Genomic DNA, 24,484 nt, shown 5'->3' with positions numbered 1-24,484 from the left:
CGCCGGACGGGCCGGGCCGCCCTCCCGGACGGGGCCGGCCTCACTCCCGTACGAGCCCGGCCGCGAGCTCGGACGGGGCCGGCCGTGCTACGCCGAGGCGCGGACCACGAGTTCCGGGTCGAAGATCAGCGAGGTGGGTTCGGTGCGGTCGCCCCGGATGTGCTCGTCGAGGAGGGCGGCCATCGCCGCCGCCATCTCCTCCACCGGCTGGCGCACCGTGGTCAGGGGAGGCCGGCAGGTCACGGCCACGCTGGAGTCGTCGAAGCCGACGACCGCGACGTCGTCCGGCACCGCTCTGCCGCGTTCCCGCAGCAGCTGGCACACGCCCTGGGCCATCAGGTCGTTGGCGGCGAACACCCCGTCCACGTCCGGGTGTTCGGCCAGCAGTCCGGACATCGCCGCCATCCCGCTGTCCAGCGTGAACCCGCCCTCGGCGACCGGGACGTAGGGGTGTCCGCCGCGGGCCATCGTGTCGCGGAACCCGGCGAGGCGGTCCTGGCTCGCGGCCACGCCGAGCGGCCCGGTGACGGTGACGATCCGGCGGCACCCCCGGTTCAGCAGGTGCTCGGCCGCCAGCCGGGCGCCCTCACGGTGGGCCAGGTCGACGTAGCTGAGCCGCACCGGGCGGGAGGGCCTGGCGAAGAGGACGGCGGGCAGACCGGCGTCGGCGAGCAGCGCGGGCAGCGGGTCGTCGGCGTGGGTGGACACGACGAGGGCGCCGTCGGCACTGCCCTGCCGCAGGTCGGCCAGCACCTGGCTCCTGGTCTCGGGCGATTCGGCGAACATGAGGAGCGGGTGCATCGAGCGCGGACGCAGGTAGCCCACCACTCCGCTGACGACCCGTCCGAAGAAGGGGTCCGCGAACACCCGTGCGGCGAAGGCGTTCTGCTCCTCCTCCGGGGTGTCGCCCGCGCCGGAGACGATCAGCGCCACCGTCTGGCTGCGCCGGGTCACCAGTGATCTGGCGGCCCGGTTGGGCGCGTAGCCGGTGCGCTCGACGGCCCTGCGCACCACCTCCTGGATCCCGGGGTCGACGTTGCGGACCCCGTTGATGACCCGGGACACGGTCGCGCGGGAGACTCCTGCCACCCGCGCGACATCCTCCAGCGTGGGAGCCTGTCTGCTCATGGCGGCACCCTAACGAACCGGCGCCGCCCGGGGATAGAGCGCTCTCCCCCGGACGCCCGGTGCTCAGCCCGGGGTACGGACCACCACGGTGGCGCTCAGCGGCAGATCGCCCGCGGAGCGGCCGGCGAGCACCCGGCGGGGGCCGGGCCGTGTGTGCCAGGCGTGCTCGTCCTCGTCCCAGTGGCGCAGCGCGCGGGCCGGGATCCGCACCGGGGCCGTGACCCGTTCGCCCGGCGCGGCGCTCACCGGGGTGTACCCGGCGAGTCGGCGGTCCGGCGAGCCCGGGTGTCCGGCGAGGTACACCTGGACGACCTCGCGTCCGGGGCGCGGGCCCGTGTTGCGCACCTCGACCCACACCGTGAACGGCTCGCCGGGCGCGATGGGGGCGGGGACGGTCAGCCCCTCGTACGCCCAGGTGGTGAAGCCGAGTCCGTGCCCGAACCAGTAGGCGGGGGCGCGGTCGTGGCGGGCCCAGGCCCGGTGGCCGATGTACGGGCCCTCGGTGTAGTCGAGGTGTCCGTCCTCGGGCCGGGTGCGGGTGACCGGGGCGTCGGCGAGGGCCGCCGGCCAGGTCGTGGGAAGCCGGCCGCCGGGCTCGGTCCGGCCGAACAGGACGTCGGCGAGGCCCGTGCCGCCCTCCTGACCGGGGAACCAGGTCAGCAGCACGGCTCCGGCCCGTGCGCGCCAGGGCAGTTCGACGGGTCCGCCGCTGTTGACGACGACGACCGTGCGCGGGTCGACGGCGGTGACCGCGTGGACCAGTTCGTCCTGGCGTCCGCCGAGCCGGAGGTCGTCGCGGTCGCGTCCCTCGCACTCGCCGTGCTCGGTCGTGCCGACGACCACGATCACGGCGTCCGCCTCGCGGGCCGCCCGGACCGCTTCGGCCAGGGCCTTGGCGTCGTCGGGGCGGGGCGGCGCGGCGGTGACGACGGTGGCCCGGCCGGTCCCCGGGGCGAGTTCACGGCGCGCCACCACCCGGACCGCACGGCCCGCCGTGAGGTGCACGGGCACGTCGCGGACGGGCGGGTTCACATGGACGACCGCCGGATCGTCGGTGTCCTTGTCGAACTCCCCCTCCAGTACGAGGCGTTCGTCGACCGTGACACTCATGCGGCCGAAGCCGCCGACGCCGAGCGTCCACGGCCCGGACGTTCCCGGGAGCAGGAGCGCGGCGATCTCGACGGTGTGCGCGCCGGGTGACAGCGGCGGCTCCAACTGCCTCCCACTCAAGCGGTGTTCGGAGTGCAGCGGGCGCCCGGCCCGGTCGAGCACCCGCAGCCGGACGCCTGGGCGGCCGGAGTCCGGATCGGTGCACAGGGCCGTGGTCAGGGGTGCCGCGGGCGCGTCGGTCGAGGGGCCCGGCACGTGCAGGAGGCGTACGCCGTCGCCGAGTGCCGCCGTGATGCCGTCCAGCGGGGTGACGACCCGCTCGGGGAAGACCCCCGCGCTGCCGCCGCCCTGCACCCGCGGCAGGCCGGCGTGCGCGCCGATCACCGCGACGGTGCGCAGCCGGGCGGGATCGAGCGGGAGCACACCGCGGTCGGCCAGCAGCACGGTGCTCGCGGCAGCGGCCCGCCGCAGCAGGGCACGGTCGGCCTCGTCCGGGCCAGTAGCGGAGGCGGGGGTCCGGCCCTCCGCACCGGGCTCCGCGCCGGGCACGGCAGCCGGTCCGGCGACATCGTCCGGCTCCCCGAGCGCGCCGCACGCGGCGGCCAGGCGGAGCAGGCGTCGCACCTTGTCGTCGACGGCGGCCCGCGGGACGCGCCCCTCCTCCACGGCCCGCACCAGCGCCTCGCCCCAGGCGCCCTCGGGCCCGGGCATCACGAGGTCGAGGGCGGCCCGCGCGGACGGCTCGCCGGCCCGGACCGCGCCCCAGTCGGAGACCACCACCCCGTCGAAGCCCCACTCGCTCTTGAGCGGGTGCTCCAGCAGCGGACTGGCGGTCATCGTGGCGCCGTCGACGCCGTTGTACCCGGCCATCACGACCCTGACGCCGGCCTCGACGGCCGCCTCGAACGGCGCCAGGTACACCTCCCGGAGCGCCCGTTCGGACATCCGGACGTCGACGGTCAGCCGGTCGGTCTCGGAGTCGTTGGCCACGTAGTGCTTGGCAGTGGCGGCGACTCCGCCGGCCTGGATTCCCCGGATGAGCGCGGCACCGGTGCGGCCGGTCAGTTCGGGGTCCTCGGAGAGGCACTCGAAGTGCCGGCCGCCGAGCGGGGTCCGGTGGAGGTTGAGCGTGGGCGCGAGGACCACGTCGACCCCTTTGCGGCGCGCCTCGGCGGCGAGAAGGCCGCCGAGGCGCTCAACCAGTTCCTCGTCCCACAGGGCCCCGAGCGCGGACGCCGAGGGCAGCAGCAGGGCGGGGTCGCGCTCGTCCCAGGACTGCCCGCGCACCCCGGCCGGGCCGTCCGAGAGGACCATCTCCCGCAGCCCCAGGGCCGGTTCGGCCCGGGTGCGCCAGGTGGTGGCGCCGGTCAGCAGCCGGACCTTCTCGTGGAGGGTGAGTTTCCCGAGGAGCGCCTCGCGCTCCGCCTCGCCGTCGGTCCCGCGCACGCCTGCGGCCCCTTCCGTGGGAGAGCGCTCTCCCTCGGTGTCGTCGTTCAGTTGTAGATGCCGAACTCGTAGAGCGAGTAGCCCCAGCCGGTGCCTCGGGCCGTTCCGTCGACCCGTACGTAGCGGCCGGTGCCGGACACGTCGAGGTCGTCGACGCCGCCGTTGCCGTCGGTGACCGTGCGCACGGTGGTCCAGTTCTGCCCGTCGTCCGAGGTCTGGAGGGTGTAGGCCTTGGCGTACGAGGTCTCCCAGACCAGCTGGACATGGCGGAACGAGGTGCGGGTGCCGAGGTCGACGCTCAGCCACTGGGGATCGCTCCAGTCGCTGGCCCAGCGGGTGTTCAGGCTGCCGTCGACGGCGTTCGCGGCGGTGCAGGGACAGTCCCCGCCGCCGGTCTGGAACGAGGAGGCGGTCACGGGCCTGCCGAGGGCGATGTCCGTGCCGCTCGGCGTGGGCGGCACCACCCGCACGGAGCGGGTCTCGACGCCGACGTTGCCCCTGCCGTCCTTGACCTTGACGTAGAACTTCCACACCCCGGGCCGGTCCGGGGCGGTCACCCTGAGCCGGCCGCCGCCCAGGTCGGTGAAGGGCAGCGGGTTCAGCTGTTTGCCCTGGTCGATGTACATGCTGTTGTCCAGCACCTCGTACGTGACGGGATCGCCGTCGGGGTCGGTGGCCTTGACCGCGAGGGTGAGGTCGCGCCCGGCCGGAACCTTGCCGGCGTCCCCCTCGACGGTGAGGTCGGTGATGACCGGCGGGGTGTCGTCGTGGGAGGTGTCCCCGCCGTACGCCCGCTTCACGGCGTAGTACGAGAGGCGTTTCTCGCCCGCGGGCAGCAGGTTGAACCAGATGCCGCCGAAGTCGTACTCGGTGCCGTAGTGGAACATCGTGGCGCCGAGCGCGACGCCCTTGTGCCCGGTGACGCAGTTCCAGGCCCGGGTGTACCCGTCGGCCTTGGCCCGGTCGGTGGGTTCGACGGGGACGCCGTTCGTGTCGTCCGGGACCTCCCACTCGCCCGCGGGCCCGGTCTCGGTCACGATGTAGGGCTTGGTGTAACCGCCCTGCTCCCAGGCGGACTTCACATCGCAGACGGCGTTGTAGGCGTTCACGGCGTACAGGTCCAGGTCGGGCGCGTTCTTCTTGTAGTAGGGCCAGGCGCCGGTCCACGCGTCGGTGGAGGTGACCGGGTGGTTGGGGTCGACGGCGTGGATCTTCTTGGCGATGTCGTTCACCAGCGTGGTGTAGGCGTCCCGCTGGCGCTCCAGTTCGGCGCCGCTGTAGCAGTTCTGGAGACCGAGCACGGATTCGTTGCCGACGTCCCACATCAGGACGCCGGGGTTGTCCTTGTAGGTGGCTGCCCACTGGGGGAACTCGGTGAGCACCTGGTTCCTGTACGCGGTGTCCGTCAGGTAGTTGACACAGCCGCCGCTGCCGGGGCCGCCGCCGGGCTGGAGCCAGAAGCCGGCGATCACCCTGATGCCCTGGGCCGCCGCCGCGTCGAACAGGGGTTGGCTGGAGGCGTCGGTGCCCCAGGTGCGCACGGTGTTGACGCCCATCGACCTCAGGTCGGGCATGTACCGCGGCGCGTCGGCCACGGCGGGGCCCCAGGTGAGGCCCTTGATCCGGTACGGGCTTCCGTCGACGGTCAGTTGCCAGTTGCCCTGCGAGCCGGTGACCTCGACGACGCCGCCGGCGGCCTGGGCGCGCTGGGCGGGCAGCACGAGTGCCGCCGCGGCGAGCAGGCCCGCGGTGAGCGGCGCCATGACATGGCGCCGGGTGGTTCGGGATCCGGTCATGAGAGTCCGTCCGGGGTACGGGTGTGGGGATGCGGGTGGGGGTGGGGCCGTGACGAGGGGCGGGTGGTCCCGCCGGTCCGCGGTGCTGCGGACCGGCGGGACGCGTCGGCGTCGCCGCGCGTCAGGGAAGGCGGTAGTTCGCGTCGAGTACCGCGCCCGCCTCGGGGTGCGTCTGGTCGTAGCCGCGGGCGTCGCACTGGAGTCCTCCGACGACACAGTGGTCGACGAGCGCCTTCAGCGTCGGCGGGTCCCACGCGTCGAAGAAGTCGTAGTGGAAGGAGTAACCGGCGCCGCTCGAAAGCCTGACCTGGGACATGTCACCGTTGACCGGGAAGGCCATCTTGAACTCGATCATCGGCAGGGCGACCGGGTGGTCGTCCGGGCAGATGTTGTCGTTGGTGCCGGGGTTGACCACCGGATACGCCATGTGACTCTGGTGGTTGGGGGTGTCCAGGTACTTGCCGTCCCAGCAACTGGGCGCCTGGAAACGGATGTTGAGCTGGACGTCGGCGGTGCTCGGACACTGCTGCGGGAAGTCGACGTTGAAGTAGCTGGCGCCGCACTCCCATCCCTCGACGAACCCCCGGTGGTTGCGGAAGTCGGCCGTGGACTGCATCGGGCTGCCGACCACGAAGCGCAGTCCCTTCGGGAAGGGCCGCACGCTGGTGTAGTCGGTGACCCCGGCCTTGTAGTAGATGACCTGCGGCCCCACCGGCAGGACGGGGTTGCCGCCCTTCAGAAGCGTCGGCATCCAGTACGCGGACTTGTCGCCGGGCGCCCTGCAACTCGTCGAACCGGCGTCGAGCGAGGCGGTGGTGCTTCCCGCGTCCGTCGTGGTGTTGCCCAGGAAGGTGTGGTCGTGGGACTTGCCCGGCTGGCCCGGATAGACGATCGGGTCGTCGGGGCGGGTGCGCGTCACCGAGCAGTTGGCCTGGAACTCGTGGAAGTACCGGTGCGCGGGCTCCGCCTTGGACGGGACCACCCCGGTCACCTGCGGGTTCGCCGGGATGTAGCCGTCGCCGTCCGGGTCCTCAGGCGAGGAGAGCGTGGAGAGCGGCATCGCGTGCGCCGCGTGGACGGTCGTCGCGCCTGCCGCGGACGCCGCCGGGCCGGGCGCGGGGTCGGCGCTCATCGCCACTCCGGCCAGGCCGAGCGAGGTCAGCACCAGCGCGCCGGACATCAGCATTCCTGAGAGGATCTTCGATCTCCGTGCCATGGAGACCTCCTGCCACGTCGATGGGGACGGTGGGGGTCGGACGGCCGGGCGGCGCCGGGCACGGCGCCGCCGGACCGTCCGCGTGACGGTCCATCACATGTGCCGAGGAAATGGGAGAGCGCTCTCCCGTCGAGGAGTGTTGTGGCGGCCGTGCGCGAGTGTCAAGGGAACCGACGAAGGATCACGAAGCCGTTCCGCGCTCACCTCTTGAACACAATGACGGGGCTTCAGGAGCCGGGGAATCGAGCTGATTCCCCTACGAAATCGGGTGAACCAACGCCTGGTTGCCCTCTCCTTGCGCAACAACCTCGGGGACTCCGGTCACAACTCTTGACGCGTCGTTCACCTCGCTGAAGCATGCATCGGCGAGAGAGCGCTCCCCCGCACCTCCCACCGTTCACTTCCTGAACCAGGAGAGTCGCCCCCCATGTCTCAAACCCCCACAGACACCCCGGACTCCGGCCGTTCCCCCCTCGCGCGGCGCACCGTCCTCGGAGCGATGGCGGCCGGAGCGGCCGCGCCCGGACTGCTCGCCCTGTCGTCACCGGCGTCCGCCTCCCCCGCGGAGCCGGCCGCCCCGGCCGTGGCGTCCGCCCGGAAGGCTGCGGCACTTCCCGGCGGCGGCGATCTGGGCCCGAACGTCATCGTGTTCAGCCCGTCGACGGCGGGCATCCAGGCGAAACTCGACCAGGTCTTCCGGCAGCAGGAGTCGGCGCAGTTCGGCAACGGCCGCTACGCGTTCCTGTTCAAGCCCGGCACGTACAGCGGGCTCAACGCCCAACTGGGCTTCTACACCTCGATCGCCGGCCTCGGCCTGTCACCGGACGACACGACCATCAACGGCGACGTCACGGTCGACGCGGGCTGGTTCAACGGCAACGCCACCCAGAACTTCTGGCGTTCGGCGGAGAACCTCGCCCTCAGCCCGGTCAGCGGCACCAACCGGTGGGCGGTCGCGCAGGCCGCTCCGTTCCGTCGTATGCACGTCAAGGGCGGCCTCAACCTCGCGCCCGACGGCTACGGATGGGCCAGCGGCGGCTACATCGCCGACAGCCGGATCGACGGGTCCGTCGGACCGTACTCGCAGCAGCAGTGGTACACCCGCGACAGTTCCGTCGGCGGGTGGGTCAACGCCGTCTGGAACATGGTGTTCTCCGGCGTCCAGGGCGCGCCGGCGCAGTCCTTCCCGAACCCGCCGTACACCACGCTCGACACCACACCGGTCTCGCGCGAGAAGCCGTTCCTGTATCTCAGCGGCAGCGAGTACAGGGTGTTCCTGCCGGAGAAGCGCGTCAACGCGCGCGGCACGACCTGGGGGAACGGCACCCCGCGCGGTACGTCGCTGCCGCTCGCCCAGTTCTACGTGGCCAGGCCCGGCGTCACCGCCGCGACCCTGAACGCCGCGCTCGCGCAGGGTCTGCATCTGCTGCTGACGCCGGGGATCTACCACCTGGACCAGCCGATCCAGGTCAACCGCGCGGGAACCGTCGTCCTCGGGCTCGGCTACGCGACGCTGATCCCCGACAACGGGGTCACCGCCCTCAGGACGGCCGACGTGGACGGCGTCCGGCTGGCCGGCTTCCTGATCGACGCCGGCCCGGTCAACTCCCCCACCCTGCTGGAGATCGGACCCGCCGGGGCCTCCGCCGACCACTCGGCCGACCCGACCACCGTTCAGGACGTGTTCGTACGGATCGGCGGGGCCGGCGCGGGGAAGGCCACGACCAGCATGGTCGTCAACAGCCGCCACACGATCATCGACCACACCTGGGTGTGGCGCGCCGACCACGGCACCGGCGTCGGCTGGGAGACCAACCGGGCCGACTACGGCATCCGCGTCAACGGCTCCGACGTCCTGGCCACGGGGCTGTTCGTCGAGCACTTCAACAAGTACGACGTGCAGTGGTACGGCGAGCGGGGCCGCACGATCTTCTTCCAGAACGAGAAGGCCTACGACGCACCGAACCAGGCCGCGATCCAGAACGGGAGCGTCAAGGGGTACGCGGCCTACAAGGTCGGCGACGCGGTGACCGCCCACGAGGGCTGGGGCCTGGGCAGCTACTGCTACTACGACGTCGACCCCACGATCGTCCAGCACCACGGGTTCGCGGCGCCGAACCGGCCCGGCGTGAAGTTCCACGGCCTGCTGGTGATCTCGCTCGGCGGCAACGGGCAGTACGAACACGTCGTCAACGACACCGGGGCGCCGACCTCGGGCACCTCCACGGTGCCGTCGACCGTGGTCTCGTATCCCTGACGCGTCCCGTGAGCGGGCTTCCGGGAGATCGTTCCCTGGAGCCCGCTCACGCGGGTGCGCCGTCCGTCAGTAGCGCTGGGCCTTGACGAGCACGGGGGTGAGCTGGGGCTGCGCGGGCTGCCGGCTGATCACGACCGGCTGCGCCTTCTTGCCGGGTGCGAGGTTCTCCTTGCCGACGTACGCCGTCTCGACGACCTTGCCGTCGGGGTTCTTGAAGTCGACCTGCACGGCGTACGAGGCCGTCTTGCCGCTGTTGTTGGTGATGGTGACGAGCACCGCGCGGAGTCCGCCGGTCTCCGAGGTCGGCAGGCCGGTCATCTTGACCTCGGACGTCGCGTTGCCGCTGCCCTGGACGTTCTTCAGCTGCTTCTCCGCGGTGGCGGAGGCGCGGGCGGTGTCGGCGGAGACCGAGGCCGCGAACTCCGAGGCCCTGGCCGAGACCGAGGCGGCGGCCGAGGACGCCTGCGCGCTCGCCGACCCGATGATCGAGGAGGCCGCCGAGGCGATCGCGGACGGCGGGGTCCCGGTGAAGTTCGACGCGTTCGGCGGGGTGGGCCGCGGGGTGACGGAGGCCGTGGAACTGCCGCCGCCGTTGTCCGAGCTGCACGAGACGAGCGCGGATCCGCACGCGATCGCGGCCAGCACGACAGCGACCCGCCCGGATCCGCTCCGGCCGTGGGGAACACGTCTGCTCATGGGGCTCGCCTCTTCCTGCCGTACGGGGGCACGGGGGCTCGTCCTCTTTTTCCTGCCGTACGGACTCCCTCATGCTCCGTGCCGCGCCCGGGCACGGCGAACCACGGGGGCCCATTGGGGTGGCACGCGCCCGGATCAGCCCCCGTGGCCCGCCCCGTCGAGCCACGCGTCCGTGACCGCGAGGGCCGCGGCCATGATGCTCAGCTGCGGGTTGACCTCCGGGCAGCCCGGCAGGACCGAGCCGTCCGCGACCAGGACCCCGCGGACACCGCGGAGCCCGCCCTCGGGGTCGGCGGGTGCCCGCTGGGGATCGGCTCCCGCGGCCACCGTGCCCGTCGGGTGGAACGCGGACACATGGAGGTCGCGCGGGCCCACCGAGGTGAGCAGTTCGTCGAGCGCGTCCAGTGAGCGGGCGCGGGGGGCGCGGGGGATCCCGGTCAGGACCTCCGTCGCCCCGGCGGCGAACAGCAGCCGGGCCATGGCGCGGACGGCGGTCATCAGGCGGTCGCCGTCGCGCGGGTCGAGGTCGTAGCGGACGAGCGTGCCGTTCCGGCTGCCGACCCGCCCGGAGGGGCGGTCGGCGATCATGGCGCCGAGGGTGGCCAGATGGTCCGACGCCTCCAGTTCGGCCCGCAGTTCCCGGCCGAGGCCGGGCAGGACGAAGCTGCTCATGCCGGGCGGGCTCGCGGTCGCCTCGACGAGGATTCCCTGGGCGTGGAGTTCCTCGACGCCCACGCTCTGGAGCACGCCCCGCCAGGCCGTCACCGGTTCGGTGAAGCGTCCGGCGACGCTGGTGGCCGGGTGCACGCTGAGGTTGCGGCCCAGACGGGGGTGTCCGCCGAGGCCGGAGCGGCGCAGCAGCGGCGGGGTCCGCAGGGCGCCGGCCGCCGTCACGACGAGGGGGCTGAGGATCTCCAGCCGGCTGCCGTCGGGGCGGTGTGCCCGGACCCCGGCGGCGCGGGGCGGGCCGGGCACGTCGTGGTCGAGGAGGATGCGGTGGACCCTCGCGCCGGTGACGATCCTGGCGCCGGCGGCGCAGGCGTCGGGCAGGACGGAGAGCTGGACGCTCTGTTTGGCTCCGGTGGGGCAGCCGACGACGCACTGGCACGAGCCCTTGCAGCCGGGGGCGTTGCGGCGCAGCGGGGCGGCCCGCCAGCCGAGGCGTCCGGCGCCCGCGAGGGCGAGCAGACCGTTGCCGCCGAGGACGTCGAGGGGCTGTGGTGCCACGCGCAGGGTGCGTTCGACCTCGTCGAGGAGGGGCCCGAAACGGTCGGCGGGCCCGAAGCCGAAGGTGTCGCGCCAGCGGGCGAGGACGTGGTCCGGGGTGCGGTAGCAGGTGCCGGAGTTGACGACGGTGGTGCCGCCGACGGCCCGGCCGGTCGGCAGCAGGACCGGTGGTCTCCCGAGGGCCACGGTGGCGCCGCCGTCGCGGTAGAGCTCGGTGAACCGGTCCAGGGGAGCCCTGCGGGCGAAGGAGGCCGTCGGGTGGTGCCTGCCCTCCTCCAGGACGAGGACGCTCAGTCCGGCGCGGGCGAGGGTGCGCGCGGCCATGGCGCCGCCCGCCCCTGAGCCGACGACGACCGCGTCGGCGGTGGTACGGGCGGGCCATTCCTCGGCCGGGACGCAGTCGAGGGGCGGATCCGCGGGGGCGGGTGAGGAGGCGGGCGCGGTCCAGGTCCGTTCGGTGCCGGCGGCCAGCAGGACGGGGACCTTCAGGAGGTCGAGGAGCGGGGCGAGCCGGGGCCGGGATGCCAGTGAGCCGAGCACGGCCTCGCGTTCGTCGGGGCGGAGCGCCACCAGGCGTCGTCCGGTGCGGACCAGGGCGTACGTGTCGAGGGCGGCCGCGGCGGTGCGCACCCCGGCGCGGGCGGGGCCGGGCAGTGCGGCGAGCACGGAGTGGAGGCGATGCGGTACCCGGGCGGGCCACGCGGTGGTGCCGTCGTCGGCGAGGAGCGCGGCGACGAGCCCGTCGGCGGTCACCGTTCGCCCGCCTCGGCGTGCGCGGTGCCGTCGAGGGTCCAGGTGGCTTCGGGGCGCCAGCGGCCCCACCAGCGTTCCAGGACGACGCGGGCGTCGGCGGACTCGCTGTTGCGGCAGAGGGCGCGGGCGCCGTCCGGGTCGCGGTACTCCAGGGTGAGGGTCCGCTCGGGGGGCTGGTGGACCTCGACGCGGATGCGGCGCAGGGCCGTCCGGCCGGTGACGGTCCAGGTGGGCAGGCCGAAGGAGGCCCGGAAGCGTCCGCCTCCCAGCAGGCCGATCGCCGGGCGTTCCGGCCGCCGTGGCCAGGTGCGGCCGTCGCGGCGCAGGCGCAGGAAGACGAGCGGGGGGAGGCGGCGCAGCGCCGGCCGGGTCGAGACGGCGGCGACGATCTCCAGGACGTCTCCGTCCCCGAGGTCGGCGTGCAGCCAGGACCAGCGGTGCGCGTTGCCGTGGCCGTAGATACGGGCGGACGCTCCGGGTGCGTCGCGCAGGTGCAAGGTCGTTCCCCCGTACGAGAGTTCGCCCTCGTAGGTGGCGCGGGCGGCCGGCAGCATCTGGGCCGCGGGCAGGAGGGGGCGGCGCCAGGACCAGCGGGGGAAGGTGAACAGCGGTGGCCCTTGGGGCTGTTCGAGGAGTTTCCAGTGGAAGTCGCCGGCGCTGCCGGTGAGCCGGCCGGGCGTGTGGGTGACGTCATCGACCGTGAATCCGTCGGCCGGCCGGGTCCAGGGGACGGGTCCGAAGCGGGTGTGCCGTACCTCGCCCTCGCGGGGGAAGACGGCGGCCCAGCCATGGGCGAACGGCTCGGATCCGTCGGCGGGGGCGGTGAGTTCGTGGTGCAGCCAGACCCCGGTGCCGGTGGCCGGGTCGGTGAGGGTGGTGTACCAGACCTCGGTGCGGCCCGGGGCTCCGTTCCAGCGCGGGGCCGTGTGCTCCGCGGAGTCCTCGCGGCGCGGGAAGCGGAAGCCGAGGAGGAAGGGCAGAAGGCCGGTGGCCAGGGGGAAACGCAGCACCCCTGCGCCCACCCGCGCCCCGTCCTCGTACAGGGTGAACGGCAGCACGGTCATCGAGGTGAGCGGGCGGCGGGGGGTCACCGACTTCCAGCCGTCCAAGGTGAGTCGGCGCCCTCCGGCGGTGAACGCGAGGCGGTAGCGGATGCGTCGCCGGGCGATCGGTGACACCTCCAACTCGCCCTCGGCGCGCGGGTCGTCGGCGCGGCCGGCGATGCGTACGCGGCCGGTCAGGCGGGCCGTGGTGGTCCGGTGCGGCAGCAGCACGCGGTCGGCGGTGGCGCGCAGGTCGAGCCGGACGCGCCGCTCCCCCGGTTCCGCGTCGAGGCGGACGGTTCCGAGCATCGTCTCCGTGAACTCCGTGCCCCTCACGCGAGGCCCTCCAGCATGATGCGTTCCGTCTCCCGCAGATAGGTTCCGGCCGCCTCGCGGGCGCGGCGGGCGTCCCCGGCGGTGACGGCCTCCACGACCGGTGCGAGCCTGCGGTGGGCGGTCTCGGGGTCGGTGAAGGGGCCGTTCAGCAGGGTGCGGACCGGCAGGTAGGCGTTGAACAGCGTGTTCGTGAGCAGGACGTAGACGCGGTTGCCGGTGGCGCGGGCCAGGGCGCGGTGCACCTCGACATCGGCCAGCTGGACCGCGTCGGCGCCCTCGGCCCGTGCCACGGCCGCGAGCAGCGCGCTCAGTTCGGCGCGCTGGGCGCGGGTGGCGCGCTCGGCGGCGCGCTCGGCGATCGACGCACCGACCCCGCGCCGCACTTCGAACACCTCGTGCACCCAGGCGGAGTCGTGCCGTACGAGCATGGGCAGGAGGTCCGCTCCGCCGAGGCGGGCGAAGTCCCGTACGCGGGTGCCCACTCCGTGCCGGGTCTCCAGCAGACCGGCCTGTACGAGTCGTCCGAAGGCGTGCTTGAGCGTGGTGCGGGTGACGCCGTACCCGTCGGCGAGGCGCCGTTCCGGAGGGAGGTAACTCCCCGCCGGATGACGGCCGTCGAGGATGTCGGTGCGCAGTCGGTCCTCCAGGACGTCCACGATGGTCTCGCGGGGCAGAGCCTCCACGTTTCCCCCTCCGGGCCGATGGCTGAGTGGATGAGCCACTGAACCAGTCGCGGCCGACCGGGGTCAACCCCTTCAACCCGGCTTGCCGCAAAGCGAGTTGCCTCTCGCTCAGGGCGGCTTCAGCTCTCGCCGTCGGCATCCAGGCACAGCACGGGGACCCGTTGGACGAGGTTGTTCACGAAGCCGCCGCGGTTCCACGGCTGGTCGAGCGGCTGGGTGCGTCCGTCCGCGTCGGTGGCGCGTGCGCTCAGGACGTGCCGGCCGGGGGTCGCCGTCCAGGTGCGGTGCCAGGCGCGCCAGGCCCAGCGATGGGTGCCGGGCGGGTCCAGGCGGGCCGGGTGCCACGTGCGCCCGTCGTCGGTGCTGACCTCCACCCCGGTCACCGGCGCGCATCCCGACCAGGCCCGTCCGGTCAGGGTGACGGCGCCCGGGCGGACCGCCCGCTCCCTCGACATGAAGTCGGGGAAGCCCGGCGGGGCCAGCAGCGCGCGCGGGGCGATCCGGGTGACGGGCTCGCCCTCCTCCGCGGCCTCCTGCCGGAGCCGGTAGGCCACCGCCTGCTGGAACCCCCGGAACGGCGCGGGCGTCACCGTGATCTCGCGGAGCCACTTGACCTGCGCCATGCCGTACCAGCCCGGCACCACGAGCCGCAGGGGGTGCCCGTGCTGCGGTGGCAGCGGGGCGCCGTTCATCGCGTAGGCCACCAGGACCTCGGGCTCGTCGCCGAGCGCCACGTCCAGCGGGAGGGCGCGCTGGTAGTCCTGCTCGACCCCGCGTTCGACGCCGTGGTCGGCTCCGGTGAACACCACGTCCACCGCGTCCGGTTCGACCCCGGCCTCGGTGAGCAGCACGCGCAGCGGCACACCGGTCCACTCGGCGGTGCCCACCGCCTCCACCAGCCAGGGCTGGCTCACCGGCCGGGGCGTCAGCAGCGCCCGCCCGTTGCCCGCGCACTCCATGGTCACCCGCTGTCTGACCGCGGGACCCGCCTTCAGTTCGTCGACCCCGAGGTGCAGGGGGCGCCGTACCCGCCCGCCGATCGCGAGCCGCCAGTCGGACGCGTCCGCGTACGGGATGTCGTAGTGGGTCAGCACGTAGTGCAGCCCGGGCGGTGTGACCTCGTACCGCAGGGCCTCCAGCGGCAGTCCGTGGTTCCGGGCGGCGAGGGCCAGTTCCTGGGTGCTGATGCCCTCGTCCGGGCGGGCCAGCCGGGCGGGTGCGCTCATGTCCTCGAGGCGTTGCCCCATGGGTCCATTGTCCGCCCGCCGGGGGCCGGGCGCCTAGGCGGGAGGGGCCCCGACGCTGCGGTTCACCAGGTCGCGCCAGCCGGCCTCCAGGCGCTCGGCGGGCATGCCGCGCTGGCGGGTGAGGTGACCGATCAGCGCGGGGTCCAGGTAGCCCATGAGGATCTGGGCGACGAGCTCGATGTCCGTGTCCGGTCCCGGGTTCGTCTGCCGCAGCAGCATGCACACGTGCATGAAGCGGACGCGGTACGGCGCCGAGGCGAAGCGGCGGGTGACCTCGGGTTCGGCGGCGAGGTACAGATCGAGCCGTTCCGCGGTCAGGCGCAGGGCCTGGCATCCGAAGGCGTGCAGGCGCTCCACCGGAGGGGCTCCCGGCCCGAGCGGGGCCGGACCGCTGATGAACGCGTCCTGGAAGCTCTTCTCGGTGTGGTCGAGCAGCGCCATCAGCAGCCCGGTGCGGTCGCCGAAGCGCCGGAAGACGGTCCCCTTGCCCACGGCCGCCGCGCAGGCGACGCCTTCCATGGTGAGCCTGGCCACTCCCTGCTCCTCGACCAGCCGCGCCGCGGCCTCCAGCAGGCGCGCGCGATTACGGGCCGCGTCGGCGCGCAGCGGGGCGTCCTCGGGCGCTGTGAGCTGCATGAGGACGGGCTCGTCGAACGATTCCGGTCGCCCCGGGAACGGCGGAGATGGCTGGGACATGAAGCCAGCGTAACGGCATCCGAGGACAACTGGACTGCGGTCCGCTTGAGTGATAGACCTTAAGCGGACTTCGGTCCGTTTTATTACGGCAGTGTTTCAGCGTTTCCAGCCCCCCAGGAGATTTCCATGTCCGTACGCATCCTCGCGCTCGTCGGCAGCCTGCGCGCCGGTTCCCACAACCGCCAGCTCGCCGAGGCGGCCGTCAAGCTCGCTCCGGAGGGCGCCGAGGTCGAGATCTTCGAAGGCCTGGCCGAGGTCCCCTTCTACAACGAGGACATCGACGTCGAGGGCGACGTCCCCGCCGCCGCTGCCCGCCTTCGCGCCGCGGCCGGTTCGGCCGACGCGTTCCTGCTCTTCTCGCCCGAGTACAACGGCACCATCCCGGCCGTCCTGAAGAACGCCATCGACTGGCTGTCCCGCCCGTACGGCGCCGGCGCCTTCACCGGCAAGCCCGTCGTCGTGGTCGGCACCGCGTACGGCCAGTTCGGCGGCGTGTGGGCGCAGGACGAGGCCCGCAAGGCCGTGGGCATCGCCGGCGGCACCGTGCTGGAGGACGTCAAGCTCTCCGTCCCCGGCTCCGTGGTCCGCTTCGCCGAGACGCACCCCGCCGACGACGCCGAGGTCGCGGAGCAGCTCTCCGAGGTCCTGAACCGGCTGCACGGCCACGTCGAGGCCCCTGCCGCCGCCTGACGACCCGTTCCTGGGCCGGTCCGGTCACCCGGGCCGGCCCTCGGCGTGTCGTGACTCGGTCACCGTACGTCCCAAGATCGCCACGGCTCTGGCGGAGCGTCACCCTCCGCGACAGGATGCCCGCATGAAGAGCGATCTCTTTTCCAGCGACCACATGGTGCAGCCGGCCGTGGCGGCGGGCATGACCGTCCAGAACGCCAAGTCCATCAAGTACACAGTCCAGGGCGAGATGTTCGCGCGCCAGGGCGCGATGGTCGCCTACCGGGGCAGTCTCCAGTTCGAGCGCAAGGGCCAGGGCGTGGGCGGCATGCTCAAGCGCGCGGTCACCGGTGAGGGACTTCCGCTGATGACCGTCCGCGGGCAGGGCGAGGCCTGGTTCGCGCACGAGGCCCAGAACTGTTTCATCGTGGGCATCGAACCCGGCGACGTGTTCACCGTCAACGGCCGCAACGTGCTGTGCTTCGACGCCTCCCTGTCGTACGAGATCAAGACCGTGAAGGGCGCCGGCATCACCGGCGGAGGCCTGTTCAACAGCGTCTTCACCGGCCACGGCAGCCTGGGCCTGATATGCGAGGGCAACCCGCTCGTCATTCCCGTCTCCCACCAGCAGCCGGTGTTCGTCGACACCGACGCGGTCGTCGGCTGGACGGCGCAGCTGCGCACCTCGCTGCACCGCTCGCAGTCGATCGGCTCGATGATCCGAGGAGGCTCGGGCGAGGCGGTGCAGCTGAAGCTGGAGGGCGAGGGCTGCGTCGTCGTTCGCCCCAGCGAGGCGACGCCCCAGAAGACGCAGCAGCACTGACCCGGGAAACGCCGCAGGGGCCCCGCCGGACGGCGGGGCCCCTGTGCCGTGCTCCGGACCGGTGGTCAGTGACCGGCGGCCGGCGGGGCCGGAGGAGCCGGGGTGTTGGCCGCCGTCACGTTGACGGCGGCCCACGCCGCGTCCACCGTCCTGTACTCGGTGCTGTTCGCGCCGTACATGTCGGTGGCGGCCTTGAGCGTGGCCGTCCGGGCGTCGTGGAAGTCGGTCGTGGAGACCATGTAACGGGTGAGCGCCCGGTAGAAGATGGCGGTGGCCTTGGTACGGCCGATGCCGGTCACCCGCGAACCGTCGAACGTCGGCGAGTCGTACGTCACGCCGTTGATCGTCTTGCGTCCGCTGCCCTCGGCGAGCAGGTAGAACGCGTGCGAGGAGACGCCGGAGCCGGCGTGCACCTCGGTGTCGTACGCGGCGGGCGACCAGTAGTCGATCGTCTCCTCGAGCCGGTCGAGGGACGGGTGGTCGAGGCGGCGCAGGAACTTCTGGGCGAGGCCCAGCTTCTCCCCCACCAGGTAGTTCGGCGGGTTCTTCGGGTTGTTCGCCGAGAACTCGACGTTCGAGCCGAAGATGTCGGCCAGCGACTCGTTCAGCGCGCCGGGCTCGCCGAACTGGTTGCCGTCGTTGTCCACGCGGGTGGGTTCGAGGGCCGCGGTCGCGTCGACGACGCCGTGGGTCAGCTCGTGGCCGGTGACGTCGAGGACGACGAGCGGCTTCTTGAACAGATCGCCGTCCCCGTCGCCGTACAGCATGCAGCCGCACGTCGAGTCCCAGAACGCGTTGCCGACCTTGCTGCCGAAGTGGACCATTCCCTTGGCACCGGCGCTGTTGTTCTTGATGCCCTTGCGGCCGAAGGCCTTCTTGTAGAAGTCCAGGGTCTGGGTGATGCCGTACTGGGCGTCGACGGCGGCGGTGGTGCGGGCCGAAGTGGTGCCGGTGCCCCACTTGTTGTCGCCGTCGGTGAACGCCTTGCCCCGCGCGAAGGACTCCAGCTCCTGGCCCTTGGCGTCCCGGGTCTCGGTGTTCCACCGGGTCGGGTCCTTGAGCAGATAGCTGGTCCGCGCGGTCCGGGTGGTGGTCAGCGCCACCTTGCCCGCGAACAGGGAGGCGCCGCTGCCGGTGGCGGTGGCCGGGTAGTGGCCGGCGGCGGCGCTCGTGAGACCGGACGGCGCCGCGGCGGGGGACGTGCCGGTCTGCGGGGTCGCGCTCTCGCCGCGCTCGCGCAGCGCGGCGGCCAGGGACGGTGAGATGAACTCGTCGCTGTTCGGGGTGTTGCTGCGGATCCGGCCGGTACGGGCGTCCACGACGACCGTGCTCGACTGCCCCGCCTGCGTGGTGTCGCTGTCCGTCACGAGCACCTGGTAGGCGAGGGCGGCGGCGCCGTCGCGGGCGTCGACGACGAGCTGGGCGGTGCCCGCGTCGCCCTTCGCCACGGTCTCGGCCTTGCGCTCCGCCTGCTCGGGCGTCAGCTGCGCCTCGACGGTGGACGGCTTGACCACGTGGTCGGCGGCCCGGGTCACGCCCAGGTACTCGCCGCGCCTGCCGAGGTGGACGACCAGGTCGCCGCCGAGGACCGGGAGGCCCCGGTGGGTGCGGACGAAGCGGACGTGCTGCTTTCCGTCCGGGTCCGTCATCACGTCCTTGGCCCGCAGGGTGTCGCCGTCGGTGACACCCGTGGCCGAGGCGTGCGCGAACGCCGCCGCCCTGGCCGCGGCCACCGGCGACGCGGCCTGGACCGCGGCGAGGGCGGGGCCGCCGGGCGCGGACGCGAAGGCGGTACCGGGGATCGTGGCGGCCGTCGTCACGGCGACGGCTATCGCCACACGGCGTATGTGGGGTCTACGCACAGAGTTCCTTTGCACAGGGGCGGCCGGGGTCACCAACCGCCTTACGGCGCGATGCTGTTGCGCACCACGGGGGCTGTCGGTTCCCGACCGGACAGATGTGCGGGGGAATGGGACGGTTGCCTGAAGAGGCCGATCTTCGTACGCATGTGACCGAGGTCGCACGGATCCCGCCCGGTCCGTGGCCGGAACGGACCGTGCCGAGTGCGGGACCGGGGCGAGGGCGGGACCGTGCCGAGGACGGGAACGGGGTGCACGAGGGCTCGGGGGCGCGAACGGATCGGGGGCGCGAACGGATCAGATGGTGCGGTCGGCGAGGGCGGACAGCATCAGGTGGAGTTCCGCGGCGGGCCCGGGGGCGAGCGGCAGTCCCGCCAGGAGCGTGTCCGCCGCGGCCAGATGGCGGCGCGCCTCGCGCACGGCGGCCGCCCGGCCCCCGGCCCGCTCGACCAGGGCCGTCGCGCGGCGGACTCCCGCCTCGTCCAACTCGTCCGAGAGCTCCAGGAGTTCCTCCAGTTCGCCGTACCCGGCCCCGCCGAGCGCCGCGAGGACCGGCAGGGTCTTCTTGCCCTGCCGCAGGTCGCTGTGGACGGGCTTGCCGGTGACCGACGGATCGCCCCAGATGCCCAGCACGTCGTCGGCGATCTGGAAGGCGACACCGAGATGGCGTCCCGCGCGGTCCAGGACGGTCACCGCCCGGTCCGGCGCTCCGGCCAGCCGGGCGCCCAGAGCCAGGGCGCAGCCGAGCAGCGCTCCGGTCTTGCGCTCGGCCATCGCCTCGTACTCCGCCTGACCGACCGCGCCGGGACCGGTCCAGGGCCGGTCGGCGAACAGCAGGTCGTCCGCCTGGCCGCGGACCAGATCACCGAGCGCGGTGGTCAACTGCCGCACGGCGGAACCGGCTTGCGGGGTGAGGGCCACGGTCTCGACGGCGAGGGCGAACAGCCCGTCGCCCGCGAGGACGGCCGGGCCGGTGCCGTACGCCTTCCACACGGCCGGGCGTCCGCGGCGGAGCGCGTCACCGTCCATGATGTCGTCGTGGAGCAGGGAGAAGACGTGCACGAGTTCCACCGCGACGGCGGCGGGCACCCCCGCGCGGGCCGGACCCGAGACGATCTCCGCCCCGAGGACGGCGAGAGCCTGCCGCACTCCCTTGCCCCGGCCGTGGGCGGCAGGGGCGCCGCCGACCTCGCAGTGGCCGAGCGCGTACCGGGCCATCTCGGCCAGCCAGGGATGCAGTGTGCCGATCGCCTCCGACAGGGCGGGGGTCACGAGTTCGCGGCAGCGGCGCAGGACCTGGGCGGCGTCCGGCGCGGAGTCCGGGTCGGCCGGCGCCGTCCGGAAGTCCATGGCCTTCGGGGAGTCCATGGCCTTCGGAGAGTCCGCGTCCGTCGGGGAGTCCGCGTCCGTCGGTATCGGCGGGACGCTTCGGACGTGCGGAACCGGGGGAACCGGCGGATCGGGAAAGATGCCGAGGGCCGTCGACGTCATCACGCGGCCTCCGTCCGGCCGGTCCCGGCCGTCGCCCCGGGCTCGGTCCCCGCTCGCGCCAACCCGAGCTCCGTCCGGGCCCGTTCGACCATCCGGTGGGCGTGCCGCAGCCCGATGCCGTCCAGCAGCACAGCCAACTCGTCCAGGTCGGCGGCGGTTTCGGCGGCGTCACGGCCGAGGCGGGCGAGGGACTTGACCAGTCCGAGGCGGGACAGGGCCGTGCCGCGCGGCTCGCTCATCGCCTCGAACTCCGCGAGGGCACCCGCGTACACCTCGCGGGCCTGCTCGTAACGCCCGGCGCGGTAGAGGACGTTGCCGCGCATCTTGTGGTTGTAGGCGAGCGCGCCGGACAGGTTCATCGCGCGGCAGGAGACCTCGGCCTCGCTCAGCAAATCCAGTGCGCGGCCGGTGTCGCCGTCGCGCACGGAGACGATGTCCGCGAGTCCGCGCAGTGCCCAGGCGTGGCCACGGCGGTCCTCGGCGCCGGCGGCTATCCCGGCCGCCTCCTCGAACATCGCGTAGGCGGTGTCGTACGCGCCGGTGTTGCGGTGGATCTGGGCGATGCCCTCCAGGGCCCAGACCGTGTGCCGGGCCTCGCCGCGCTTGCGGGCCTCGGCCAGCAGCTGCTCGTGCAGCGACGTCACGGCGGCGTAGTCGCCCTGGATGCGGCCGGTCTCCGCCATGCCGGCCAGGGAGTAGCCGCGCACCACGACGTCCCCGGCCCGTCCGCCGAGTTCGGCGGCCAGCCGCAGCAGCCGCCACGCCAGCGGGAACGCTCCGCGCTGGCGGGCCAGGGTGCCGCCGCTCCACAGCGCCCACGCCATCGCGGCGCCGTCGCCGGCCTCCCGGGCGCTGCGGTAGCTCGCCTTCCAGGCACGGTCGGCGTCCGCCACCTGTCCGAGGCGCCGGTGCGCCTCGGCGACCGCGAGGCCGGAGCGGGCGGCCTCGGCGCGGGCCCCGGCGCGCTCGGCGGCGCGCAGCTGTTCGGTGCCCGCCGCGAGGACGTCGGTCAGCGAGGAGTTCACCGACAGGGTGGTCAAAGAGCCCTGGTATTCAGGGGCGAAGGCCTTGCCGTACATGAGTGCCTTTCCGTCCGCCACCGTCGGCCCGTGCGGGGGGACCGGCCCGGTGGTGATGCTGTAGTCGACTCCTTGGAGGCGGTGACGTCCGGCGATCAGCTATACACTCAGCGTATACACGGCATGTATACGCAAGGGGTATAGCGCGCCCGGCCGTCATCCGCGAAGGGATGCTCCATGGGGGACCGCGTGCCACGCGCCCGTTGCCGATCAAGACGGCGATCGGGCACGGGAGGTTGCCTGCCGGCCGCAAACACGTTGCACGGCGGCCGGGAAGGAACCCAGGATGGCGAAGACGCACCCCATCTCACGGAAGGCAGGCCCGCGTTGGCCCCACCCCTCATGCGCGCAGGTGAGAGGCGGATCGGCGGTTCGCTCGTACGGCGTCTGCTGGCCGAGCAGTTCCCCCGCTGGGCCCGACTGCCGCTGAGACGGGTGCCATCGGCCGGAACGGTCAACGCCCTCTACCGCCTCGGCGACGACCTGGTCGTCCGTCTCCCGCGGATCGCGGACGCCGCCGAGGACGCGGCCAAGGAGTTCGCGTGGCTGCCGCGGCTCGCCGCGGCGCTCCCCTTCCCGGTCCCCGAGATCGTCGGCCTCGGCACCCCCACCCCCGGCTACCCCTGGCACTGGTCCGTCCTGCGCTGGCTCGACGGCGACGCTCCGGTGCCCGACGCCCTGACCGACGCGCGGCAACTGGCCGCCGATCTGGGCGTGTTCGTCGCCGCGCTGCGCGAGATCGACCTGCCCGGCGGTCCGCCCGCCTACCGCGGCACGCCGCTGTCCGCGGTGGACGGCGGGACGCGCTCGGCGATCGCCGACCTGCGCGGCAGCGTCGACACCGGCGCCGCGACCGCGGCCTGGGAGGAGGCGCTGGCGGCACCGCGGTGGACGGGGCCGCCGCGCTGGCTCCACTCGGACCTGATGCCGATGAACCTGCTGGTCCGCGAGGGCCGTCTGGCGGCCGTCCTCGACTTCGCCACGTTCGGCACCGGAGATCCCGCCTGCGACCTCATCCCGGCCTGGAACCTCCTGCCGGCCGCGGCGAGGCCCGTCTTCCGGGACGCGGCCGGGGCCGACGACGCGGGCTGGGCACGGGGACGCGGCTGGGCCCTGTCCATGGCGCTCGTCCAACTCCCGCACTACCGCGACACGAACCCGGCGATCGCGGCCAACGCCACCCGCGTGATCCGCGAAGTGCTGGCGGAACAGCGGGACTCGTGACCGGAGGGCGCCGCGCACTCACTCCACGAGGGCCTGCGTCCCCAGGACCCCGAGCAGGGCGACGCGTTCGGCGTCCTCGGTGCCGGGCTCGGCCGTGTAGACCATGATCCGCAGGTCGCTGCCCGCGACGCTGAGCACATCGCAGTCCAGGGTCACGGCGCCGACCTGGGGATGGTCGATCGTCTTGCGGGACGCCTCGTGACGGGCCACGGACCCCGACTCCCACAGCTCGGCGAACCGCACGCTGTTCGCGCACAGCTCGTCGATGAGCTGCCCGAGGCGCCGGTCGGTCGGATATCTGCTAGCGGTCGCGCGCAGGTCGGCCACCAGCGTCGCCTCGAAGGCGCGCCGCTCCCGGGGAGTGTGCCGCACCCGGCCGGCGGGGCCGACGAAGTTGCGCCACACCCCGTTGCGCTCGTTGCCGCGCCATCCCGAGGGGTCACCCAGCAGGGCCGCGTACAGCGGGTTGGCCAGCAGCAGCGTCCAGGCCGCGTCGTACACCGCCACCGGTGTCTCGCTCAGCCGGTCGAGCAGACGGTGGACACCGGGCGTGATGTGGGCCGGCACCATGCCCCGGCCGGGCGGCACCAGTCCGGCCACCTGGAAGAGGTGCTCGCGTTCGGCCGCGGACAGCCGCAGCGCCCGGCCCAGGGCCTCGACGACCTGCTCCGAGGGGTGGGCCGCCCGCCCTTGTTCGAGGCGGGTGACGTAGTCGACCGAGATACCGGCGAGCAGGGCCAGCTCCTCGCGGCGGAGTCCGGCCGCGCGCCGGTTGCCGCCGCCGGGCAGCCCGACGGCCTCCGGCGTGACCCTGTCACGCCAGCGTCGCACCGTCCGCCCGAACTCCGTGTTCGCCATGCCACCCACTGTGCACCCCCGCGGCCGGACCTGCCTGGTACCCGCGGTCCCAGGAAGACCGGACTGCTGGCTGTGCCCGGCGGGCGGCCGGATCCTGGACCCATGACCACCACACTCATCACCGGAGCGAACAAGGGCCTCGGCTACGAGACGGCCCGCAGGCTCGTCGCGGCGGGCCACACCGTCTACGTGGGCAGCAGGGACGCGGAGCGCGGCCGGCTGGCGGCGCGGCGGCTCGGGGCGCGCGCCGTCGTCATCGACGTCACCGACGACGCGTCCGTCGCCGCCGCGGCGAAGACCATCGAGGCCGAAGGCGGGCTGGACGTCCTGGTCAACAACGCCGGCATCGAGGGACGCGGCGAGGGGAACAGCGTGATCGGCCCGGCGGACGTGTCCGCGGACATGATGCGCGAGCTGTTCGAGACGAACGTCTTCGGCGTCGTCCGCGTCACCCACGCCTTCCTGCCCCTGCTCCTGCGGTCCCCGGCCCCGGTCGTGGTGAACCTCAGCAGCGGCCTCGCCTCGCTGGCCCGGATCAGCGACCCGGCGGGCCCGACCCACTTCTACCCGGGCCTCGCCTATCCGGCGTCCAAGGTCACCGTCAACATGATCACAGTGCAGTACGCGAAGGCGTTCCCCGGCATCCGCGTCAACGCCGTCGAGCCGGGCTACACCGCCACCGACCTGAACGGGAACACGGGCACCCAGACCGTGGAGGAGGGCGCCGAGATCATCGTACGGATGGCGTCCGTCGGGCCGGACGGACCGACCGGCGGCTTCTTCGACGCGTCGGGCCCCGTGCCCTGGTGACCCCGCCACCCACCCACACAATGGAACATCTATTCGA

19 protein-coding genes are annotated in these 24,484 nt (G+C 73.3%); 5 read left to right on the top strand and 14 right to left on the bottom strand.

What is annotated here, in order from left to right; all coding sequences use genetic code 11:
- Positions 1 to 87 precede the first annotated feature (87 nt).
- The 4 genes from ACFWI4_RS06200 to ACFWI4_RS06185 all read right to left on the bottom strand — a co-directional run bounded on the left by ACFWI4_RS06200 (position 88) and on the right by ACFWI4_RS06185 (position 6,696).
- Positions 88 to 1,128, bottom strand: coding sequence for a LacI family DNA-binding transcriptional regulator (locus ACFWI4_RS06200; RefSeq protein WP_385396735.1), 1,041 nt, complete (start codon positions 1,126 to 1,128; stop codon positions 88 to 90).
- A 63-nt stretch (positions 1,129 to 1,191) separates the two neighbouring features.
- A complete protein-coding gene (locus tag ACFWI4_RS06195; RefSeq protein ID WP_387191514.1) occupies positions 1,192 to 3,684 on the bottom strand; it encodes a glycoside hydrolase family 3 C-terminal domain-containing protein in 2,493 nt (830 codons plus the stop codon).
- Between the two features lie 47 nt (positions 3,685 to 3,731).
- Positions 3,732 to 5,480, bottom strand: coding sequence for a discoidin domain-containing protein (locus ACFWI4_RS06190; RefSeq protein WP_387191512.1), 1,749 nt, complete (start codon positions 5,478 to 5,480; stop codon positions 3,732 to 3,734).
- Between the two features lie 121 nt (positions 5,481 to 5,601).
- A complete protein-coding gene (locus ACFWI4_RS06185; protein WP_387191510.1) occupies positions 5,602 to 6,696 on the bottom strand; it encodes a DUF1996 domain-containing protein in 1,095 nt (364 codons plus the stop codon).
- A 427-nt stretch (positions 6,697 to 7,123) separates the two neighbouring features.
- On the opposite strand from ACFWI4_RS06185, the gene ACFWI4_RS06180 reads away from it, so the two are divergent.
- Entirely contained in the window at positions 7,124 to 8,953 is a 1,830-nt protein-coding gene (locus tag ACFWI4_RS06180; RefSeq protein ID WP_387191508.1) for a coagulation factor 5/8 type domain-containing protein, read from the top strand.
- 66 nt (positions 8,954 to 9,019) lie between these two features.
- Here the strand turns inward: ACFWI4_RS06180 and ACFWI4_RS06175 are convergent, their stop codons facing one another.
- The 6 genes from ACFWI4_RS06175 to ACFWI4_RS06150 all read right to left on the bottom strand — a co-directional run bounded on the left by ACFWI4_RS06175 (position 9,020) and on the right by ACFWI4_RS06150 (position 15,634).
- Complete coding sequence (locus tag ACFWI4_RS06175) at positions 9,020 to 9,649, bottom strand: hypothetical protein (RefSeq protein ID WP_385396725.1); 630 nt, start codon at positions 9,647 to 9,649, stop codon at positions 9,020 to 9,022.
- Positions 9,650 to 9,784: 135 nt separating this feature from the next.
- Positions 9,785 to 11,629, bottom strand: a complete 1,845-nt coding sequence (locus tag ACFWI4_RS06170) for a GMC family oxidoreductase N-terminal domain-containing protein (RefSeq protein ID WP_387191506.1) — start codon at positions 11,627 to 11,629, stop codon at positions 9,785 to 9,787.
- Positions 11,626 to 13,008 (bottom strand): hypothetical protein, encoded by a 1,383-nt coding sequence (locus tag ACFWI4_RS06165; RefSeq protein ID WP_387191504.1) that lies wholly within the window; start codon positions 13,006 to 13,008, stop codon positions 11,626 to 11,628. The genes ACFWI4_RS06170 and ACFWI4_RS06165 overlap by 4 nt, the downstream gene beginning before the upstream one ends.
- Entirely contained in the window at positions 13,005 to 13,691 is a 687-nt protein-coding gene (locus ACFWI4_RS06160) for a FadR/GntR family transcriptional regulator (RefSeq protein ID WP_387191502.1), read from the bottom strand. Before ACFWI4_RS06160 ends, ACFWI4_RS06165 begins: the two co-directional genes overlap by 4 nt.
- A gap of 119 nt (positions 13,692 to 13,810) precedes the next feature.
- The gene (locus tag ACFWI4_RS06155) at positions 13,811 to 14,938 is read right to left on the bottom strand and encodes a sulfite oxidase (protein WP_387191500.1); all 1,128 of its coding nucleotides are present in this window, start codon (positions 14,936 to 14,938) and stop codon (positions 13,811 to 13,813) included.
- A 33-nt stretch (positions 14,939 to 14,971) separates the two neighbouring features.
- Positions 14,972 to 15,634, bottom strand: coding sequence for a TetR/AcrR family transcriptional regulator (locus ACFWI4_RS06150; RefSeq protein WP_387191498.1), 663 nt, complete (start codon positions 15,632 to 15,634; stop codon positions 14,972 to 14,974).
- 126 nt (positions 15,635 to 15,760) lie between these two features.
- Between ACFWI4_RS06150 and ACFWI4_RS06145 the strand changes: the two genes are divergently transcribed.
- Positions 15,761 to 16,324 (top strand): NAD(P)H-dependent oxidoreductase, encoded by a 564-nt coding sequence (locus tag ACFWI4_RS06145; RefSeq protein ID WP_387191496.1) that lies wholly within the window; start codon positions 15,761 to 15,763, stop codon positions 16,322 to 16,324.
- Positions 16,325 to 16,448: 124 nt separating this feature from the next.
- A complete protein-coding gene (locus ACFWI4_RS06140; protein ID WP_387191494.1) occupies positions 16,449 to 17,126 on the top strand; it encodes an AIM24 family protein in 678 nt (225 codons plus the stop codon).
- 65 nt (positions 17,127 to 17,191) lie between these two features.
- On the opposite strand, the gene ACFWI4_RS06135 is transcribed toward ACFWI4_RS06140, so the two are convergent.
- The 3 genes from ACFWI4_RS06135 to ACFWI4_RS06125 all read right to left on the bottom strand — a co-directional run bounded on the left by ACFWI4_RS06135 (position 17,192) and on the right by ACFWI4_RS06125 (position 21,555).
- Positions 17,192 to 18,988: a M4 family metallopeptidase gene (locus ACFWI4_RS06135; protein ID WP_387191492.1), complete on the bottom strand. Its 1,797-nt coding sequence runs from the start codon at positions 18,986 to 18,988 to the stop codon at positions 17,192 to 17,194.
- Positions 18,989 to 19,282: 294 nt separating this feature from the next.
- The gene (locus ACFWI4_RS06130; protein WP_387191548.1) at positions 19,283 to 20,353 is read right to left on the bottom strand and encodes a polyprenyl synthetase family protein; all 1,071 of its coding nucleotides are present in this window, start codon (positions 20,351 to 20,353) and stop codon (positions 19,283 to 19,285) included.
- A gap of 122 nt (positions 20,354 to 20,475) precedes the next feature.
- The gene (locus tag ACFWI4_RS06125) at positions 20,476 to 21,555 is read right to left on the bottom strand and encodes a tetratricopeptide repeat protein (RefSeq protein ID WP_387191491.1); all 1,080 of its coding nucleotides are present in this window, start codon (positions 21,553 to 21,555) and stop codon (positions 20,476 to 20,478) included.
- Positions 21,556 to 21,897: 342 nt separating this feature from the next.
- Here ACFWI4_RS06125 and ACFWI4_RS06120 point away from each other — a divergent pair, with 342 nt between their 5' ends.
- The gene (locus ACFWI4_RS06120) at positions 21,898 to 22,779 is read left to right on the top strand and encodes an aminoglycoside phosphotransferase family protein (protein ID WP_387191490.1); all 882 of its coding nucleotides are present in this window, start codon (positions 21,898 to 21,900) and stop codon (positions 22,777 to 22,779) included.
- A gap of 18 nt (positions 22,780 to 22,797) precedes the next feature.
- Here ACFWI4_RS06120 and ACFWI4_RS06115 read toward each other — a convergent pair whose 3' ends face one another.
- Positions 22,798 to 23,637 (bottom strand): helix-turn-helix transcriptional regulator, encoded by an 840-nt coding sequence (locus ACFWI4_RS06115; RefSeq protein ID WP_387191489.1) that lies wholly within the window; start codon positions 23,635 to 23,637, stop codon positions 22,798 to 22,800.
- Between the two features lie 102 nt (positions 23,638 to 23,739).
- Between ACFWI4_RS06115 and ACFWI4_RS06110 the strand changes: the two genes are divergently transcribed.
- Positions 23,740 to 24,447: an SDR family oxidoreductase gene (locus ACFWI4_RS06110; protein WP_387191487.1), complete on the top strand. Its 708-nt coding sequence runs from the start codon at positions 23,740 to 23,742 to the stop codon at positions 24,445 to 24,447.
- Positions 24,448 to 24,484 lie beyond the last annotated feature (37 nt).

Origin of the sequence: Streptomyces sp. NPDC127038, assembly GCF_042725875.1 — a bacterium.
In the GTDB taxonomy this organism is placed as follows: Bacteria; Actinomycetota; Actinomycetes; order Streptomycetales; family Streptomycetaceae; genus Streptomyces.
The sequence above is the reverse complement of the archived record's forward strand: the minus strand, read 5'-3'. Positions and strand labels throughout refer to the sequence as shown.

Coding starts and splice junctions, on each gene's coding strand:
- ACFWI4_RS06155 (WP_387191500.1), bottom strand. CDS start 14,938: ATGGGGCAACGCCTCGAGGACATGAGCGCACCCGCCCGGCTGGCCCGC.
- ACFWI4_RS06180 (WP_387191508.1), top strand. CDS start 7,124: ATGTCTCAAACCCCCACAGACACCCCGGACTCCGGCCGTTCCCCCCTC.
- ACFWI4_RS06120 (WP_387191490.1), top strand. CDS start 21,898: ATGCGCGCAGGTGAGAGGCGGATCGGCGGTTCGCTCGTACGGCGTCTG.
- ACFWI4_RS06130 (WP_387191548.1), bottom strand. CDS start 20,353: ATGGACTCCCCGAAGGCCATGGACTTCCGGACGGCGCCGGCCGACCCG.
- ACFWI4_RS06145 (WP_387191496.1), top strand. CDS start 15,761: ATGTCCGTACGCATCCTCGCGCTCGTCGGCAGCCTGCGCGCCGGTTCC.
- ACFWI4_RS06125 (WP_387191491.1), bottom strand. CDS start 21,555: ATGTACGGCAAGGCCTTCGCCCCTGAATACCAGGGCTCTTTGACCACC.
- ACFWI4_RS06115 (WP_387191489.1), bottom strand. CDS start 23,637: ATGGCGAACACGGAGTTCGGGCGGACGGTGCGACGCTGGCGTGACAGG.
- ACFWI4_RS06140 (WP_387191494.1), top strand. CDS start 16,449: ATGAAGAGCGATCTCTTTTCCAGCGACCACATGGTGCAGCCGGCCGTG.
- ACFWI4_RS06175 (WP_385396725.1), bottom strand. CDS start 9,649: ATGAGCAGACGTGTTCCCCACGGCCGGAGCGGATCCGGGCGGGTCGCT.
- ACFWI4_RS06150 (WP_387191498.1), bottom strand. CDS start 15,634: ATGTCCCAGCCATCTCCGCCGTTCCCGGGGCGACCGGAATCGTTCGAC.
- ACFWI4_RS06185 (WP_387191510.1), bottom strand. CDS start 6,696: ATGGCACGGAGATCGAAGATCCTCTCAGGAATGCTGATGTCCGGCGCG.
- ACFWI4_RS06200 (WP_385396735.1), bottom strand. CDS start 1,128: ATGAGCAGACAGGCTCCCACGCTGGAGGATGTCGCGCGGGTGGCAGGA.
- ACFWI4_RS06110 (WP_387191487.1), top strand. CDS start 23,740: ATGACCACCACACTCATCACCGGAGCGAACAAGGGCCTCGGCTACGAG.
- ACFWI4_RS06190 (WP_387191512.1), bottom strand. CDS start 5,480: ATGACCGGATCCCGAACCACCCGGCGCCATGTCATGGCGCCGCTCACC.